The organism is Brevundimonas sp. SH203 (assembly GCF_002157625.1).
GTDB lineage: Bacteria > Pseudomonadota > Alphaproteobacteria > Caulobacterales > Caulobacteraceae > Brevundimonas.
In genome coordinates this window covers 1-15,599 of sequence record NZ_BDMM01000006.1, presented here as the reverse complement: position 1 = coordinate 15,599, position 15,599 = coordinate 1, and the positions used below count along the sequence as shown (strand labels likewise).

General features: G+C 66.2%; 13 protein-coding genes. 2 read left to right on the top strand and 11 right to left on the bottom strand.

The window, feature by feature from the left end:
• Positions 1-1,593: an ATP-binding protein gene (locus SH203_RS12845; protein ID WP_087121495.1), complete on the top strand. Its 1,593-nt coding sequence runs from the start codon at positions 1-3 to the stop codon at positions 1,591-1,593.
• A 185-nt stretch (positions 1,594-1,778) separates the two neighbouring features.
• Here the strand turns inward: SH203_RS12845 and rplT are convergent, their stop codons facing one another.
• The 6 genes from rplT to SH203_RS12815 form a co-directional block, all read right to left on the bottom strand.
• Positions 1,779-2,132, bottom strand: a complete 354-nt coding sequence (gene rplT / locus SH203_RS12840) for a 50S ribosomal protein L20 (protein WP_087121350.1) — start codon at positions 2,130-2,132, stop codon at positions 1,779-1,781.
• 109 nt (positions 2,133-2,241) lie between these two features.
• A complete protein-coding gene (gene rpmI, locus SH203_RS12835) occupies positions 2,242-2,439 on the bottom strand; it encodes a 50S ribosomal protein L35 (protein WP_003166435.1) in 198 nt (65 codons plus the stop codon).
• A 163-nt stretch (positions 2,440-2,602) separates the two neighbouring features.
• Complete coding sequence (locus SH203_RS12830) at positions 2,603-3,889, bottom strand: MFS transporter (RefSeq protein WP_087121349.1); 1,287 nt, start codon at positions 3,887-3,889, stop codon at positions 2,603-2,605.
• 28 nt (positions 3,890-3,917) lie between these two features.
• Positions 3,918-5,906 (bottom strand): S9 family peptidase, encoded by a 1,989-nt coding sequence (locus tag SH203_RS12825; protein ID WP_087121348.1) that lies wholly within the window; start codon positions 5,904-5,906, stop codon positions 3,918-3,920.
• A 129-nt stretch (positions 5,907-6,035) separates the two neighbouring features.
• Positions 6,036-6,557 carry a translation initiation factor IF-3 gene (gene infC, locus SH203_RS12820; RefSeq protein ID WP_087121347.1) on the bottom strand — a complete coding sequence of 174 codons (522 nt, stop codon included), beginning with the start codon at positions 6,555-6,557 and terminating at the stop codon, positions 6,036-6,038.
• Between the two features lie 125 nt (positions 6,558-6,682).
• Positions 6,683-7,657: a glycosyltransferase family 9 protein gene (locus SH203_RS12815; RefSeq protein WP_234989508.1), complete on the bottom strand. Its 975-nt coding sequence runs from the start codon at positions 7,655-7,657 to the stop codon at positions 6,683-6,685.
• A 192-nt stretch (positions 7,658-7,849) separates the two neighbouring features.
• Between SH203_RS12815 and SH203_RS12810 the strand changes: the two genes are divergently transcribed.
• Positions 7,850-8,590, top strand: coding sequence for an alpha/beta fold hydrolase (locus SH203_RS12810; RefSeq protein WP_087121345.1), 741 nt, complete (start codon positions 7,850-7,852; stop codon positions 8,588-8,590).
• Positions 8,591-8,720: 130 nt separating this feature from the next.
• On the opposite strand, the gene aguB is transcribed toward SH203_RS12810, so the two are convergent.
• From aguB to SH203_RS12785, 5 genes are all read right to left on the bottom strand, one after another.
• Positions 8,721-9,584: an N-carbamoylputrescine amidase gene (gene aguB, locus SH203_RS12805; protein ID WP_087121344.1), complete on the bottom strand. Its 864-nt coding sequence runs from the start codon at positions 9,582-9,584 to the stop codon at positions 8,721-8,723.
• A gap of 45 nt (positions 9,585-9,629) precedes the next feature.
• Positions 9,630-10,004 (bottom strand): four helix bundle protein, encoded by a 375-nt coding sequence (locus tag SH203_RS12800; protein WP_200808942.1) that lies wholly within the window; start codon positions 10,002-10,004, stop codon positions 9,630-9,632.
• Positions 10,005-10,028: 24 nt separating this feature from the next.
• Positions 10,029-11,036 carry an agmatine deiminase family protein gene (locus tag SH203_RS12795; RefSeq protein WP_087121494.1) on the bottom strand — a complete coding sequence of 336 codons (1,008 nt, stop codon included), beginning with the start codon at positions 11,034-11,036 and terminating at the stop codon, positions 10,029-10,031.
• Between the two features lie 172 nt (positions 11,037-11,208).
• Positions 11,209-13,815: a TonB-dependent receptor gene (locus tag SH203_RS12790; RefSeq protein WP_234989507.1), complete on the bottom strand. Its 2,607-nt coding sequence runs from the start codon at positions 13,813-13,815 to the stop codon at positions 11,209-11,211.
• Positions 13,816-13,839: 24 nt separating this feature from the next.
• On the bottom strand, positions 13,840-15,198 hold the full coding sequence (locus SH203_RS12785; RefSeq protein ID WP_234989506.1) for a capsular biosynthesis protein: 1,359 nt from the start codon (positions 15,196-15,198) through the stop codon (positions 13,840-13,842).
• Positions 15,199-15,599 lie beyond the last annotated feature (401 nt).

Genomic DNA, 15,599 nt, shown 5'->3' with positions numbered 1-15,599 from the left:
ATGCCGCTGATCGGTGATTTCGTCGACTTGATCGCGCCCGTGGCGCCGTCCACCCTGGGCGCGGAGATCTTCGAGCGGTTCCAGAACGAGCCGAACACCCTGGCCCTGGCCGTGGTCGACGATCAGGGCCGGCCCCTGGGCGTCATCGAACGCAACGCCTTCACCCTGCGGATGGCGGCCGAGTTCGGCCGCGCCCTCTACGCCCGCAAGCCGGCCGACAGCCTGATGGACCGCAATGCGCCGGTCACGGAGGCCTCGACCAGCGCCGAGACCTTTTTCCACACCTATGACGCCGCCGAACTGGGCGCCCTGCTCGGCGGCTTCGTCGTGGTGTCGGACGGCCGCTACCTCGGCGTCGGCACGGCGCTGCAGGTGGTTCAGGCCGGGGCCGCCGTCCACCGCCAGCGCGCCGAGGCGATGAGCGCCCTGGCCCGCGACCTGGCCCTGGCCGAGGCCGAGGCCGTCGCCTCCAGCCGCGCCAAGTCCGAGTTCCTGGCGGTGATGAGCCACGAGATCCGCACGCCCCTGAACGGAGTGCTGGGCGTCGCCGCCCTGATGGACAAGAAGCTGGAGCAGGAGGAGCTGCGCCCCTACGTCCGCACCGTCATCGATTCGGGCCAGAGCCTGCTGCGGCTGCTGACCGACGCCCTGGATATGTCGCGCGCCTCGGCCGGGATGCTGACGCTTGAGGAGGAGCCGCTGGATCTGTCGGCCGTCGCCGTCGACATCGACGCCCTGTGGCGGGCGCGGGCCGAGGAAAAGGCCCTGACGCTCAGCGTCCGCACCGACCTGGCCGTCCCCTTCGTCCAGGCCGACGGGATGCGGCTGAAGCAGCTGCTGAACAATCTGATCGGCAATGCGCTGAAGTTCACCCTGACGGGCGGGGTCTCGGCCCTGATCGAAAGCCGTGCGGACGGGCTGGTGATCCTGACCGTGGACGACAGCGGCCCCGGCGTGCCCGAGGCCGCCGCCGCGACCATCTTCGAGCCGTTCAACACCGGCAAGGCGGGGCGCGAGGGCGCGGGCGCGGGCCTGGGCCTGGCCATCTGCCGCCAGATCGCCGAGCGGATGGGCGGCGACATCGCCCTGGGCGCCTCGCCCCAGGGCGGCGCGCGGTTTCAGGTGCGCCTGCCCCTACGTCCGGCGGTCCCGGCCGAGCCTGCGACACCGGAAATGGTCGCCCCCACCCCGCACCCGACGCTGCATGTGCTGGTGGCCGACGACAACGCCGCCAACCGCTTCGTCGCCGGCAAGCTGCTGGAGATGTTCGGCTGCACCGCCGAAATGGTCGAGAACGGATGCGAGGCCGTCGCCGCCGTCGCCGCCCGCCCCTTCGATCTGGTGCTGATGGACATCAAGATGCCGGTGATGGACGGGGTTCAGGCTGCGCGCGCCATCCGCGCCCTGCCCGCCCCGGCCGGCGCCCTGCCCATCCTGGCCCTGACCGCCAACGCCGACGAGCGCGACGAGATGGACTATGTCGCCGCCGGCATGAACGGGGTGGCGCAAAAGCCGATCCAGCCCGACGCCCTGCTGAACGCCATCCGCCAGGTCATGACCGCCGCCGAAACCGCCTTATCCCAAGCCGCCTAGAGATCGTCCTTCCGGGGCGTCCGCAGGACGAACCCGGAACCCGGGAGAACATCCCCGGCGCCCAATGCATCCAAGCGCACGACCGCGCTCCGCTCGGCCCCGGAATGAAGGACGCTTTGCCCGAAACGAAAACGCCCGCCCCGGCGAACCGGAGCGGGCGTTGATCTTCGTCGTGACGACCCAGCTTACGCCAGGGCGGCGCGAACCTTGTCGGCGACGGCCTTGAAGCCGGTCGCATCGGCGGCGATGGCGGCCAGGACCTTGCGGTCCAGTTCGATGCCGGCCTTGTTCAGGCCGTTGATGAACTGGCTGTAGGTGAAGCCTTCGATGCGGGCCGCGGCGTTGATGCGCTGAATCCACAGAGCGCGGAAGTTGCGCTTCTTGGCGCGACGGTCGCGATAGGCGTATTGCCCGGCGCGGTCGACGGCGGCCTTGGCCGTGCGGATCGTATTCTTGCGGCGGCCGGAGAAGCCCTTGGCCTGCTCCAGAACCTTCTTGTGCTTGGCGTGCGAGGTTACGCCACGTTTAACGCGAGCCATGATGTTTTTCCCTTCGGGAAGTCCCTATCGCGCGCCGCGCGGCGGCTTGCTGCTTGAGGGACTGTTGTTCAAATTCAGTGCGGAAGATCGTCTGTGAACCCGGCGCCGATCAGGCGTAGGGCATGTAGGACTTGATCTTCTTGGCGTCGGCGTCGGCCATGACCGAGGTGCCGCGGTTCTGGCGGATGTATTTCGAGTTATGGCTGATCAAGCGGTGACGCTTGCCCGCAACGCCGGCCTTGACCTTGCCAGTGGCCGTGAATTTGAAGCGCTTCTTGGCGCCCGACTTCGTCTTCAGTTTCGGCATTTCAGTCTCCTTTTTGGAGGGGCTACCGTCCTTCGGACTACTTGAGCCCGTTGGGTGGCGTCTCTCCAGAGTTTAAGAACCGCCCAGGCATGCCTGTTCGCCCGACGGTTCGGTACGCGAAGGCGCGGCTTCTACGCCAAGACGCCCCGCGACGCAAGGCGAGTCAGTTCAACAGCTTGGCCGCGCTCTGGCCGCGCCGGATCGCCCGCCCGGCGTTGATCGCCATGACCGCCGCGGGGACGGTCAGCAAGGCCCCGATCAGGAAGGGCCAGTCGTGGCCCAGGCCCGAGAACAGGGCGCCGGCGATCATCGGCCCGAAGATGCGCGCCACCGAACTGGACGCCATGTTCAGCCCCAGCATCGCCCCCTGCCGGTCGGGCGGCGAGGCCCGGCTGATCATGGCCGAGATATTGGGCATGGCCAGCGACATGCCGCACGCCCCCACCGCCATGACGATGGGAATGCTCCAGCCCTGCACCACCGGGATCGACAGGGCGCCCAGCCTCAGTTCCGTCGCCGGAAACCAGGCGACAGGCGCCAGCACCTGCAGCACCAGCGACGTTCCGAACAGCAGCATCCCGGTCGCCAGCACGCGCGATTCCCCGAACCGCCGCGCCAGCCGCCCGGCCAGGAATCCCTGGTTCAGGGTCGAAATCACCCCCACGATCATGAAGCTGAGCCCCACCTCACGCGCGCCCCATTGATAGCGACTCTCGGCCCACAGGCCGAACACGCTCTCCATCGCCGAAAACCCGGCCATATAGATCAGGGTCACGACCAGAACCCGCGACACCACATCGTTGTCGCGCGCCGCCTTAAGGCCCGACAGGAAGGCCGGGCGCGGCGCGGCCGGATCGGCCTTGGCTCGGCTTTCGCGCAGAAAGACGATCACCCCGACCGCCGCCAGGGCCGCCAGCGCCGACGCCAGGAAGATCGGCAGCTGATAGCCGATATGGCCCATCTGCGGCTGGGTCAGCAGCCCGCCCAGACCCGGCCCGACGATGAAGCCCAGGCCGAACGCCGCCCCGATCAGCCCCATCCGCCCGGCCCTCTGCTCGGGCGGCGTCACATCGGCCACATACCCCTGGACCGTCGAAATATTGCCCGCCCCCAGGCCGGTGAACAGCCGCACCGCGATGGCCAGCCAGATGTTGGGAACGAAGGCCAGCATCAGATAGCCCAGCGCATTGGCGACCAGCGTCATCAGCAGCACCGGCTTTCGCCCGATCCGATCCGACAGCCGCCCCCAGAATGGCTCGGCGAAGAACTGCCCCAGCGAATAGGCCGAGAACATCAAGGTGATCTGCCACGCCTCGGCCTTCAGGCTCTGGGCGAAGAACGGCAGCAACGGCACCACCAGCCCGAACCCGACCAGATTGATGAACACCACCGCAAACAGCACCGCCAAGGCGGGCGCATGGATCTTGGGCGGAGCGGCGGATGTCGTCATGCCGATGATCTAGCGCGGCCCCGCCCGTCTAGCGAGGCGGATTGTTCGCCTCCAGAAACCGCACAGTCTCTTGCAGCGCCCTCGACCGGGTGTCGGCCCGCGACATCCAGTGATCCTCGCCCGCCAGCTCGATCAACTCCACCGGCTTTCCGGCGCGCCGCATCGCCTCGGCCATGACCCGGCTCTGCTCGATGGGAACGACGGTGTCGTCGCGGCCGTGGATCAGCAGCAAGGGCTTGTCCATCGCCTCGGCCAGAAAGGCGGGCGACAGGGCGTCCAGCGCCCGGTCGTTCAACCGCGCCGCGCCCATGAACCGATTCCAGTAGCGCACCGTCTGATTGTCGCGCCGTTCCTGTTGCCGGGCCTCCCGATTGACCATGCGCCTCAGGTCGGAAACCCCGGCGTAGGACACCGCGCAGCGATAGACCCCGCGATCCAGCGTCAGACCGGCCATGGCGGCGTAACCGCCATAGCTGGCGCCGACGATGCAGACGCGCCGGGGATCGATCATGCCTTGCCCCGCCAGCCACCGAACCCCGTCCGACAGGTCCGTCTGCATCTTGCGCCCCCACTGGCCATAGCCGGCTTCCAGGAAGGTGCGGCCATAGCCCGTAGAGCCCCGGAAATTGGCCTGCAGCACCGCATAGCCGCGCGAGGCCAGGGCCTGGGCCTCCCAGTTGAAGCCGGCCACGTCGCGCGACGCCGGCCCGCCGTGGGCCAGTACGATCAAGGGCAGGTTTTCGGCCGTCTCGACGCCGGGCGGCAGGGTCAGATAACCGGAAATCTCAAGACCGTCGGCGGCGACGTATCGGATGGGGCGCGCCACGCCGACCTGCTCGGGCGTGATGTCCGGGTAGGCCTCGGCCACCGCATCGGCGACGCCGCGATCGAAATCGACCAGCTGATAGAGACCCGATTCTTCCGTGTCGGTGAAGATCAGGATTTGTCTCAAGTCGTCGCTCCACGACACCAGCCGCGCGGGCTTGTCTTGCAGCGCGCGCCGGATCGAGCGCCAGCGACTGGCCGCCGTCGGATCGATGAACTCATACTGTTCGCCATCCTCCTCCGTGCGCGCGGCGCCGATCAGCAGGCGGGTTTCGGGGTGATGCAGCAGTTGGTCGGGATCGTGTTCGAACGGCAGGCGGGTCCATTCCCCGGTGTCGACATCCACTTCGAACAGCACCGCCCCTTCGGCCTCGGGATCACCGCCCGCCAGGTCCGGTCGATCCGCCTCGACCACCACCGTTCGGGGCGAACGCCCCATGCCCAGGAAGTGGGGCGTATCGATCGGCTCCGTCACCGACCAGGCGTCGCGGAACCGGACGTTGCGCGGCAGCTGCATCGTCCAGGCGCCCGTGCGTTCGACATAGCGCGCCCTCGCCAGCAAACCGCCGGCGCGATCCAGAACATAGTCGTCCGTCTCCCTGTCCATCGGCTGCACCGCCCGGCCCCGACCGTTTCGAAGGTCGATCCGGTAGAGGTCGATCGCATCGGTGGTGAGGGTCACGCCGCGCACGAACAGGGTCTCGCCCGCGTCGGTCCTTCGCACCGAGGCCGAGCCGTAAAGCACGGGCAGGACATCCGGGGTGCCGTCCAGCACGCGAACCAGCTTGCCGTTCGCGAGGTCGGCGATGACGCCGAAATAGAGTTCCGTCTTGGGCACGCCCAACATGGGAATGCCGCGAGTTTCGGACGCCACGACCAGCACCCGCCCCTCTCCGATCCAGGCCAGGTCGCGCACCTTGGAATCGCCCAGGGTCGCGGTGAACAGATTCTGGCCCGTATCCAGATGGGTGACGACGATGGCCCGCGCCTCGCCCGCCACCGCCACACGCGCCACCAGCTTGCCGCTGGGCGACAAGGCCATCAGATCGACGGCGGGCGAAGCGGCATAGACCTCAAGCGGCAGGGCCTCGACGCGCGCGGGCGCAGGCTCCGCCTCGGCGACGTGTCCAAACAGCGTCAGGGCCAGAACGGCGCCCAACGCCAACCGCTCGACAAAACCGGATTTCCGCATCGACGCCCCCATCTCCACGGTCAAGCTCAACCAGAAGAGGAAAGTCCAGACAACCCCGTTCCATTCCGCAAACGAAAAACGCCCCGGTCTGGCGACCGGGGCGTTCTGGATTTCAGCGAGGGATCGCGATCAGCGCGGGGCCAGGATCATGATCATCTGGCGGCCTTCCATCTTGGGCGCGAACTCGACCTTGGCGACTTCGTCGAAGTCGGCCTGGACCTTGTTCAGCAGCTTCATGCCCAGTTCGGGGTGCGCCATTTCACGACCGCGGAAGCGCAGCGTGACCTTCACCTTGTCGCCCTCGTCGAAGAAGCGGTGCATGGCCTTGGCCTTCACCTCATAGTCGTGGGTGTCGATGTTCGGACGGAGCTTGATTTCCTTCAGCTCGACGACCTTCTGGCGCTTGCGCTGCTCGGCCTTCTTCTTCTGCTCCTGGAAACGGTGCTTGCCGTAATCGAGGATCTTGGCCACCGGCGGTTCGGAGGTGGAGACGATCTCGACCAGATCCATCCCGGCTTCCTCGGCGGCTTCCAGAGCGGCGGAGGTGGGCATGACGCCTTGTTTTTCGCCGTTCTGGTCGATGAGCAGAACGCGAGGGGCGCGGATATCCTGGTTCATACGCGGCCCGTCTTTCACGGGCGGCGCTTGCATGGGACGGCGAATGGGCGTCGTTTCCTTATGTGGTCAGATGAAGCGTGTGTCTTGATGAGCAGAAACGCGCGGCGAGCGCCACGTTCCCCTCAAGGTCGGCAATATGACGCTGGAAGCCCCGTTTTTCAAGGGTTGGCGGGCGTTTCGCCGACATAGGCGTCATGAAGCGCCAGCACCGCCTCGAACACGTGATCCACGCTCAGGTCCTCAATGGGCGCGAACTGGCCCCGCGTCTCGTTAGAGGCCGCCGTGCGCGTCCGGGGCCCCCACGGGCCGTAAAGCCACCATTCGGTCGGGCCGAACAGGCCCAGCGTCGGCCGCCCCAGCGCCGCCGAGACATGCATCAGCCCCGAATCATTGCCCACGAACAGATCGGCCCGGTCGATGGCGGCGGCGGAGGCCAGAATGTCGCCCTTGCCCACGAAGTCGATCGCCCTCAGCCCGGCGGCTTCCAGCGCAGGCGTCGCCGGCGGCCGGTCGCCCGGCCCGCCCACGGGCATGAAGCGCCAGCCGTCAAAACGCGGCTCGGCCTTCAGCTTCTCGACCAGCGCGCCCCAGCGGTCGGCGGGCCAGCTCTTGCCCGGCTGGTGCGCGATGGGGGCCAAAGCAATGATCCGGCCGGGACCGGCGCCCCCCGCCAGCTGCGGGTCGATGACGGCGGCGGCCTCGGCCCGCGCCCGGTCGTCCAGGAAGATTTCGGGGTCCAGCGGCGCGGGCGATCCCATCAGGCGCGACACCATCTCGACCTTTCGCAGGCCCGTCTCCCACGACCGATTATAGACGATGCGCCGTTTCGCCGGAATCAGATAGCCGAGCGCCGAGCCCCGGATGTCGATGACCAGATCCCAGCGCGTGCCGACGACCTGTTTCCACAGATCGAGCCAGTGGCCGGACATCTTCTTCTTGTCCAGGATGATCGTCCGCACCACGCCGGGCGCCGAACGGAAGAAGGGCGCGGGCGGCCGACCGCAGGCCACGGTGATCTCGGCCCCCGGAACCTGACGCGCGATCTCGCGGATCACGCCCGACGAGATGACGCAGTCGCCGATGCGGTTGGAGGTGACGAACAGGACCTGGGGCGACTTTGGGGGTGCGGACAATTCTTCCTCCGTCATCCTCGGGCTTGACCCGAGGATCGGCAGCGCCGCGCGGAACGTGCGCGACGGGGGTTACGGCCTGGGCCGCCTTCAGTCGTCCGTGTGCGTCACGCCTGATCCTCGGGTCAAGCCCGAGGATGACGGACAGGGGAACATCTGGATGACGCAGGCTGAAAGTCGGGGCACAACACCGCCATGACCGACATCCAGCACCTGCCCCGCCCCTCTGGCGAAACCCTGGCCTTCAAACGTGTCGAGGGCGACGGCCCGACCGTGATCTGGGTCGGCGGCTTCCGTTCCGACATGGAGGGGACCAAGGCCCTGGCGCTGGACGCCGCCGCGCGCGAACGCGGCTGGAACTTCGTCCGCTACGACCATTTCGCCCACGGCCGCTCCTCCGGCGACTGGCGACAGGCGACCATCGGCCGCTGGCGAGAGGACGCCGTCGCCCTGATCGACAGCCTGTCGGGTCCGGTGATTCCGGTCGGCTCGTCCATGGGCGGCTGGGTGTCGCTGCTGGCGACCCTGGCGCGGCCGGATCGGATCAGGGGGCTGGTGCTGGTCAATCCGGCCCAGGACTTCACCGAACGGCTGATGTGGCCCGGTCTGGCCGATCACGAACGCCAGGCCATCCTGCGCGAGGGCGAGACCCTGATCGTCGAGGAGGGCTTGGGCGAATACGTCCTGACCCGCCGGATGTTCGAGGAGGCGAAGGACTGGCTGCTGCTGGAAGACGCCGTCGACATCGCCGCCCCCGTCCACATCCTTCAGGGCCGCGCCGACGATGTGGTGCCCTGGCGTCATCAGGTCGAACTGGTCGAACGCCTGACCGGCGGCGACGTGCGCCTGGACCTGATCGAAGGCGGCGACCACCGCCTGTCCTCGCCCGCCGACCTCGACCGGCTGGTCGCGGCGGTGGAGGCGATGCGGGGCTAGATAACAACGCCGTCACCCTCGGGCTTGACCCGAGGGCCGGGCCCTCCGCCGCCTTGCGCCTGGGACAGCGCACAGCCCGATCAGCGCCCGATCCTCGGGTCAAGCCCGAGGATGACGCAAGGCAGGAAGACTATTTCCCGCCCGTCAGCGCCCCATACAGATCCGTCCGCCGATCGCGGAAGAAACCCCAGGCCGCGCGGTATTTGTCCAACTCGTCCAGGTCGAAGCCGTGGACCAGCACACCCTCCTCCTCTGCGCCCAATTGCTGGACCAGTTCGCCCTGCTGGTCGGCGATGAAGGAATGGCCGTAGAAGGTCTGGCCGACCTCGGTCACGCGCTCATGCCCGATCCGGTTGGCGCCGACCACCGGCACGGCGTTGGACACCGCATGGCCCTGCATGGCGCGGCACCACGGCTGAGCGGTGTGCAGCGTCGCGTCGTGCGGCTCGGTGCCGATGGCGGTCGGATACATCAGGACGTCGGCGCCCATCAGCATCATCGCCCGCGCGCATTCCGGGAACCACTGGTCCCAGCAGATGCCGACCCCGACCTTGCCGAACCGGGTCTTCCAGACCTTGAAGCCGGTGTCGCCCGGCCGAAAATAGTATTTCTCCTGATAGCCGGGGCCGTCGGGGATATGGCTCTTCCTATAGACACCCAGCGCCTCGCCGTCCGCGTCCAGCATGACCAACGAGTTGTAATATTGCGGTCCGTCTTTCTCGAAGATGGACACCGGAATGGCCACGCCCAGCTCTTTCGCCACCTCGGACATCGCCGTCACGCACGGATGCTCGCGCCATTCATAGGCGTGGCTGAACCAATGCTCCTCCTGCGACACGCAGAAATACGGCCCCTGAAACAGCTCCGACGGCAGGATCACCTGCGCCCCCCGCCCCGCCGCCTCGCGCACGAAGCCGATGGTCTTGTCGATATTGGCCTGCAGGTCCTCGCCATACGAGGTCTGGATGCCGGCGACGGTAATTGTGCGGGTCATGCGGGGCTCCGGGTGAATAGTGCGAGTGAGCAAGGGGTGAGCCGATCAGCGACGCTCGCTCAGAGATTTCAGAAGGCCGGTGGTCATCCGGCCCAACTCGAATAGGTCATCCATTATGGCACGGAACGACGGCTCTTCGATGTAGCCAAGACGACGCGCAATGATCAGCAGGGTTTCCAGCTCCGCCAACGAGCCCCGCGCGATCCCTATGAAATGCGCGAATTCTCCCGATGTCCTGCGGCCCGCCCCTTCTGCGATATTCGCAGGAACAGACACGGCCGCCCGCCGCACCTGGCTGACCAGACCGTACTGCTCCGACTTGGGCCAGTCCGCCGTCGTCCGATAGAGCGTCTCGGTCATATCCAGCGCGATTTGCCAGACCTTCAGATCCCGGTGACTGCGGAGCGCGACCTCGCTCACCCCTTGCTCACTAGCACTCATCACTCATTCCGGCTCCTGCTGCGAAATGCAGTGGAACGAGCCGCCGCCGGTCAGGATGGCGTTGGAGGGCAGCGGAATGATCTCGCGGTCGGGGAAGGCCTCCTTCAACGCCTGACAGGCCATGTCGGCCGCACGCGCGTCGCCATAGGTCGGCACCACGACCGCGCCATTGGCGATCAGGAAGTTCATGTGGCTGGCGGGGATCGGGCGTTCGTCCTCGTCCAGCACCAGGCCTGGCGACGGAATCCGCACCACTTTCAGCCGGCGGCCCGCCGCGTCCGTCATGGCCGACAGATCGCGCGCCGTGGCGTCATAGACGTCGGCGTTGACGTCGTTCCTTCCCCAGGCGATCGGGCAGGCGACGACGCCCGGCGCGACGAACCGGGCCAGGTTGTCGACATGGCCGTCCGTGTGATCGTTCAACAGCCCGTCGCCCAGCCACAGCACGACCTTCGCGCCCACGGCCTTTTCCAGCGCCGCCGCCGCGACGGCCTCGTCCTGGTTCCAGGCCGGGTTGCGGTTGGGGTTCAGCAGGCACTGGCGCGTGGTCAGGACCGTCCCCTCCCCGTCGTGATCCAGCGAGCCGCCCTCCATGACGAAGTCGTTCCAGGTCAGGGGCGTACCCGACCGCTCGCCGATCTGGCCCGCCACCAGATCATCGCCCGGCATGTCGTATTTGCCGCCCCAGCCGTTGAACCGGAACGCCGCCGCCGTCTTCGATCCCACGCCGAAGATCGGCCCGGTGTCGCGCAGCCAGATGTCGCCGAAAACGCCGCCCACCACCTCGACATTGTCGACGCCCGCGAACCGCGCCTGAACCTCGGCCAGGATTTCCGGCTTTCCGACCATCAGCCGAACCTGCTCGCGCCCCGGCCCGGCCAGCGCCCGCACCAGCCCCTCGACCTCGTCGCGCGCCTGCTCCAGCGCCTCGAACCAGTATTCCGCATGGCTGGGCCACCCCACCCACATGGCGCGGTGCGGCGCCCATTCGGCAGGGATGGCGGCGGGCATGGCGACGACGGGGGCGGTCATTCAGACGTCCTCACTGGGGCGAAACCCGGTCAAACCGCCGGACCGCGCCATATGGCCCCAACCCCCGCCGACTTCAACGCCGCGCCCCGGACAAACAAAAAAGGCGGCCCGCGAACGGACCGCCCTTTCAGCGTCTTGAACGGCTACGCGATCAGAAGGCGTAGGTGACGGTCGCCTGGATGGTGCGGGGGGCGCCACGGTAGGCATAGGTGGACTTGGACGAATCCGTCGCACCGGAGATCGAACCGAAGTACTTCTCGTCGAACAGGTTCACGACACGCAGCGCAAGGCTGGAGTGCTTGTACCCGAAGTAGCCAAGGTCGAACTTGGCGTCGGCGTTAACGACGGTGTAGGCGTCCGTGTACAGATCGTTGACGTCAGTCACCCAACGCTCGCCGGTGTACTTGACCTGAGCGCCCAGTTGCAGCGGGCCGGTTTCATACTGGATGCGACCACCGAAGGTCCAATCCGGCGTCTCGGTCAGCGACTTGCCGCCCGTCTTGATCAGGTTCGTGCCGTCCAGATAGTCGTTGGCGATTTCCGAGTCCGTGTACGAAGCCGTGGCGTACAGCGACAGACCTTCCATCGGCGACCAGCCGACCTGCGAGTCGAAGCCGTACAGCTTCACATCGCCGACGTTCGAGTCGAACGAAACGCCCAGATCCTGATCGTAGCGCGACACGATGCGGTTCTGGAACTGGGTGTACCAGACGTTGGCCGAAGCGATCAGGGCGCCCGTTTGATAACGGTAGCCCAGGTCGTAGGTGGTGGTCTTTTCCGGCGCCGTGATGGGCGAGGTGATTTCGCCCTTCGCGTCGAAGAAGACGGTGTACAGGTTGTCTGTACGCGGCAGGGTCAGCGACTGAGCGAACGAAGCATAGACCGAATGCGGGCCCGAGAAGTTCCAGCTGACGTTCACGTTCGGCAAGACGTCATCGAACTTCACGTCACGCGAATACGGCGCAATGTAGCTCTGCGAGCGCGTGCCGACCTTGTAGGTGCCGTCCGTTTGCTTGACTGCAGTTTCAGTCGTGCAGACAACCGAGCTGCTCTTGGACTGCGAATAGCAGTTCTGGTTCATCTCGCGCTTGAAGTAGGGCACGCGCAGGCCGACGTTGACGCGCAGCGCATCGTCGAGGAAGCGACCGGCGTATTCGACCGCGAACTGATTCAGGATGGCGTAGGACAGACGGTCACGGGCACGCAGTTCATAACCATCCAGGTTGACGATGCGATGATCGTCGTCACGCAAGCCGGCGAACGGATCGAAGAAGCGCGGCTCAGTCGGATTCGAGAAGTCGATCCGACCATAGAGGCCGGTCTGACGGTGACGGGCGTCGTCCAGGGTGTAGGCGGCGCGGATTGTCTGCGTATCCGACAGTTTCCAGATCAGCGAAGAGCTGATGCCGTAACGCTGAGTATGCGTCACATTGGTTGAGTGAATGCGGACGTTGTCCAGCGTGTCGCCGTCACCGTTCAGGTCAACGCCGCCCGTGGTCTTGGAGCCGCGGATCATACGATCGGTTTCAGACAGGACGAACTGACCCGACCCACCGGTCGCCAGGGTGTACTGGAACGACGGATCGAAGGTGAAGATCAGGTTGTCGCGCAGGGTGAAGCGCGACTGGGCGCGGAGGTTGCCCGTATCCGAGGGGTTCTGACGCAGAGCCCAGAAACGGTTGCTGTTGCCGTCGACATCGGCTTGGCCGTTGCGGTAGGTCGGAGCCGTGTAGTTGGTGTCGAAGTCGCTGTTCCAGGTCACGCCATTGGCCAGGCTGGCCGAACCGTCAGCGTTGCGTTGCAGTTGCAGGTCCGCATAGTTGTTGTTGCGGTTGCGGTTCCAGTGACCGGCCAGCGAGACGAAGTCGCCGTTGTCGCGGATCGGCTGGAAAATCTTGAAGTTGTACTGTGTCTTGTTCAGGTCGCCCCGACCCTTGTACTTGTCATACGACTGGTCCGAATAGGCCAGCCAGGCGCGGGTGCCGAAGGGACCGACTTCGCCCGTATTCAGTTGAGCGAAGACCCGACGATAGTCGCTGTCGCCCAGCGAACCCTTGATGCGGCCGCCGAACTCGGTCGGAACAGGGATCGAGGACATGTTGATGGTGCCGCCCGAAGCCGAGGCCGTCGGGGAGTCAACGTCGGTCGTGCCGGTGTTGACCGAAGCCGAGCCGATCAGTTCGCTGTCCAGCTGCTGGTTCGAATACAGCGAATAGTTACCCGAGTCGTTCAGCGGCATGCCGTCGAAGGTCTGCGAGATGCGAGGGCCGTCAAAACCATGCAGGCGGATGTTGCCGCCCGACGAGCCATAGGCGTCGTTGTTGGTGAAGCTCATGCCGGGAACCAGGTTCAGAACTTCGTTGATCGTCTGACCGGCGGCCTGGGCCTCGATGAACTCCTGCGTGACCGTCGAACGCGACTTGCCGACGGTTTCAGCCACAATGGCGCCGTCGATGTTGCGGGGACCGCGTTGTCCCGAGACAACGACTTCTTCAACTTCGACAGCGGTCGTGCCGGTCGATTGCGCGGCGGCGGCGCTGGCGAAGGCGAGCGAGCCGACGAGGGCGGTGGTCGCCCAGATCAGGCTTTTACGAGTGTTCATTACATCTATCCCCAGATGGACGACGGCATAGGGCCAAGACGACAGGCGTGCATCGCTTGTCGCAATCCAGCCCCCTCTAGGACCCATCTCCGACCTTGGGACGACAGTTATGTAACAGCAATATGACAGCGGCCGAGGGTGGCGCGCGCGACACACCCCGCCGATCGGCAGGAGAAATCTCTAGAGGCCGGCGCGCTCGAAAACGTCGGCGACGCCGCGCGCCGTGGGCAGGATGGCGTGGGGCTCGTGGAAATTGCCGTTGACCTGGCTCTGGGCGATCACATGGGCGCGGAAGCGGGTGAACAGGGCCGTGTCCGGCGCCTGCGGCGCGGACCAGAAATCGTCGATGGATTTCTGGTCGGTGAGCCCCTCGAAATCGAAGAAGGCGTCGCCCAGCACCTTGACCGGCGTGTGGAAGCCCAGGGCCGACAGGGCGGCGCTGGAGTTGTTGACCACCATGCCCCGCGACGCCCGGCACAGGGCCGCCAGATTGCCGCCGTCGATGAAGTCGATGCGTCCGTCCAGCCCATGCTCGCGGGCCAGGCGCCGCGTCACCTTGCGCAGGTCGATGATGCCGGGATCGAGGGGATGGTTCTTGACCACCAGCCGGCTGGCGGCGGGCGCCCGTTCCGCGAAGCTCTTGATCACCGCCGTCAGGAAGGCGGTGTTGTCGGCATAGCGCGAATAGCGCAGCAGCTGGGCGTCGCCCTCGCGCTGAAGACAGGCGATGAAGAAGTCGCCCTTCGCCCTGATGAGATCGGCGTCGCAGTTTTCGGGGCGACGGAAGGCCAGGCTGACATAGCGTCGGATATGACCCGCGCACTGTTTCAGCGGGGAAAAGACATAGGGGGCGGCGTAGTTGGGGAACAGCGCGCCGCCCAAGATCTGAGCCGTATGATAGGCGCTGATGTTGGCGACATGGTGGGGCAGGATCTTGCCGACCTGATGCGGCTCGGGCAGATGCGGCGCGGGCTCGGGATAGCCGTCGCGGAAACGCGGCAGGGCGCTGGAGCCGTTGACGCCGTTCCGCTCCACCGTGATCCAGTCGGGACGGAAATAACCGTTTTCCAACACCCAGATGCGGGCGGACAAGACATCGGCCGCCGCCAGGACGGCGCGATTGTAGGGGCCGGCCTCGCCAAAGACGACGATGTCGCTGTAGGCGTCCAGATCGGCGATCCCATCGGCCCAGGCCTGCGCCGTGTCCTTGAAACGGACGCCGCCCGCGCGACGCCAGTTCATCGCATCGCCGGCGTTGAAGATCATGCGATTGACGCTGGCGCCCTGCCCTTCCAGCACGCTGGCCAGCGCCATGCCGAAGGCCCCGAAGGGCGCCGAGACGATCAGAAAACGACGACCTTTGAGACCGCTGCGGAGACGGGCTGTCGGCGACGGAAAGGCAGAGATGGTGGCGGAGACGCCCGACTGAACCGATCTTGCGCGCAAGACGGCCTCGCGCTGCGCCGTATCCGCACGCAGGCGGTAACGACGACGACGGCGCGCCGACAGCATTCGGGAAGACGATCTGAGGTCGGTCATCTCGCTCGCCCGCCCTCGAACACTCCCGCCTTGCCCGGCGCCGCTTTGGCGCGGAAGGCGCAATCAGGACGTTCAAACAAAGCGGTCATTCCTTGCCTTGTGTCGCGCCGGTTCCGCGCGATCAACAGGAAACATCGATCAAGGCGACGTTTCCCGAAATGGGTCGGCGGCTGTGACTTAATGGCACGAAAGCCGCCATCGCCCATGAGGCGACGACGGCTTCCGGTATCGAAATCGACATCTTCATCGATCCTTTGGCCGGCCGATCCGGGTGTCCAGACCGGCCGGCCTTGGGGACTTAGAAGTTGATGTCGATGGTCGCGCGGCGGTTGAGCGGTTCACGCACGCCGTCGGCGGTGGGCTTGGCCAGGTTGGTCTCGCCCTTGCCGTCCAGGGCGATC

Bases quoted from the DNA above. Each gene is read 5' to 3' on its own strand.
- SH203_RS12785 (WP_234989506.1), bottom strand. From the start codon at position 15,198: ATGACCGACCTCAGATCGTCTTCCCGAATGCTGTCGGCGCGCCGTCGT.
- aguB (WP_087121344.1), bottom strand. From the start codon at position 9,584: ATGACCCGCACAATTACCGTCGCCGGCATCCAGACCTCGTATGGCGAG.
- SH203_RS12830 (WP_087121349.1), bottom strand. From the start codon at position 3,889: ATGACGACATCCGCCGCTCCGCCCAAGATCCATGCGCCCGCCTTGGCG.
- infC (WP_087121347.1), bottom strand. From the start codon at position 6,557: ATGCAAGCGCCGCCCGTGAAAGACGGGCCGCGTATGAACCAGGATATC.
- SH203_RS12845 (WP_087121495.1), top strand. From the start codon at position 1: ATGCCGCTGATCGGTGATTTCGTCGACTTGATCGCGCCCGTGGCGCCG.
- SH203_RS12795 (WP_087121494.1), bottom strand. From the start codon at position 11,036: ATGCCCGCCGCCATCCCTGCCGAATGGGCGCCGCACCGCGCCATGTGG.
- rpmI (WP_003166435.1), bottom strand. From the start codon at position 2,439: ATGCCGAAACTGAAGACGAAGTCGGGCGCCAAGAAGCGCTTCAAATTC.
- SH203_RS12810 (WP_087121345.1), top strand. From the start codon at position 7,850: ATGACCGACATCCAGCACCTGCCCCGCCCCTCTGGCGAAACCCTGGCC.
- SH203_RS12825 (WP_087121348.1), bottom strand. From the start codon at position 5,906: ATGCGGAAATCCGGTTTTGTCGAGCGGTTGGCGTTGGGCGCCGTTCTG.
- rplT (WP_087121350.1), bottom strand. From the start codon at position 2,132: ATGGCTCGCGTTAAACGTGGCGTAACCTCGCACGCCAAGCACAAGAAG.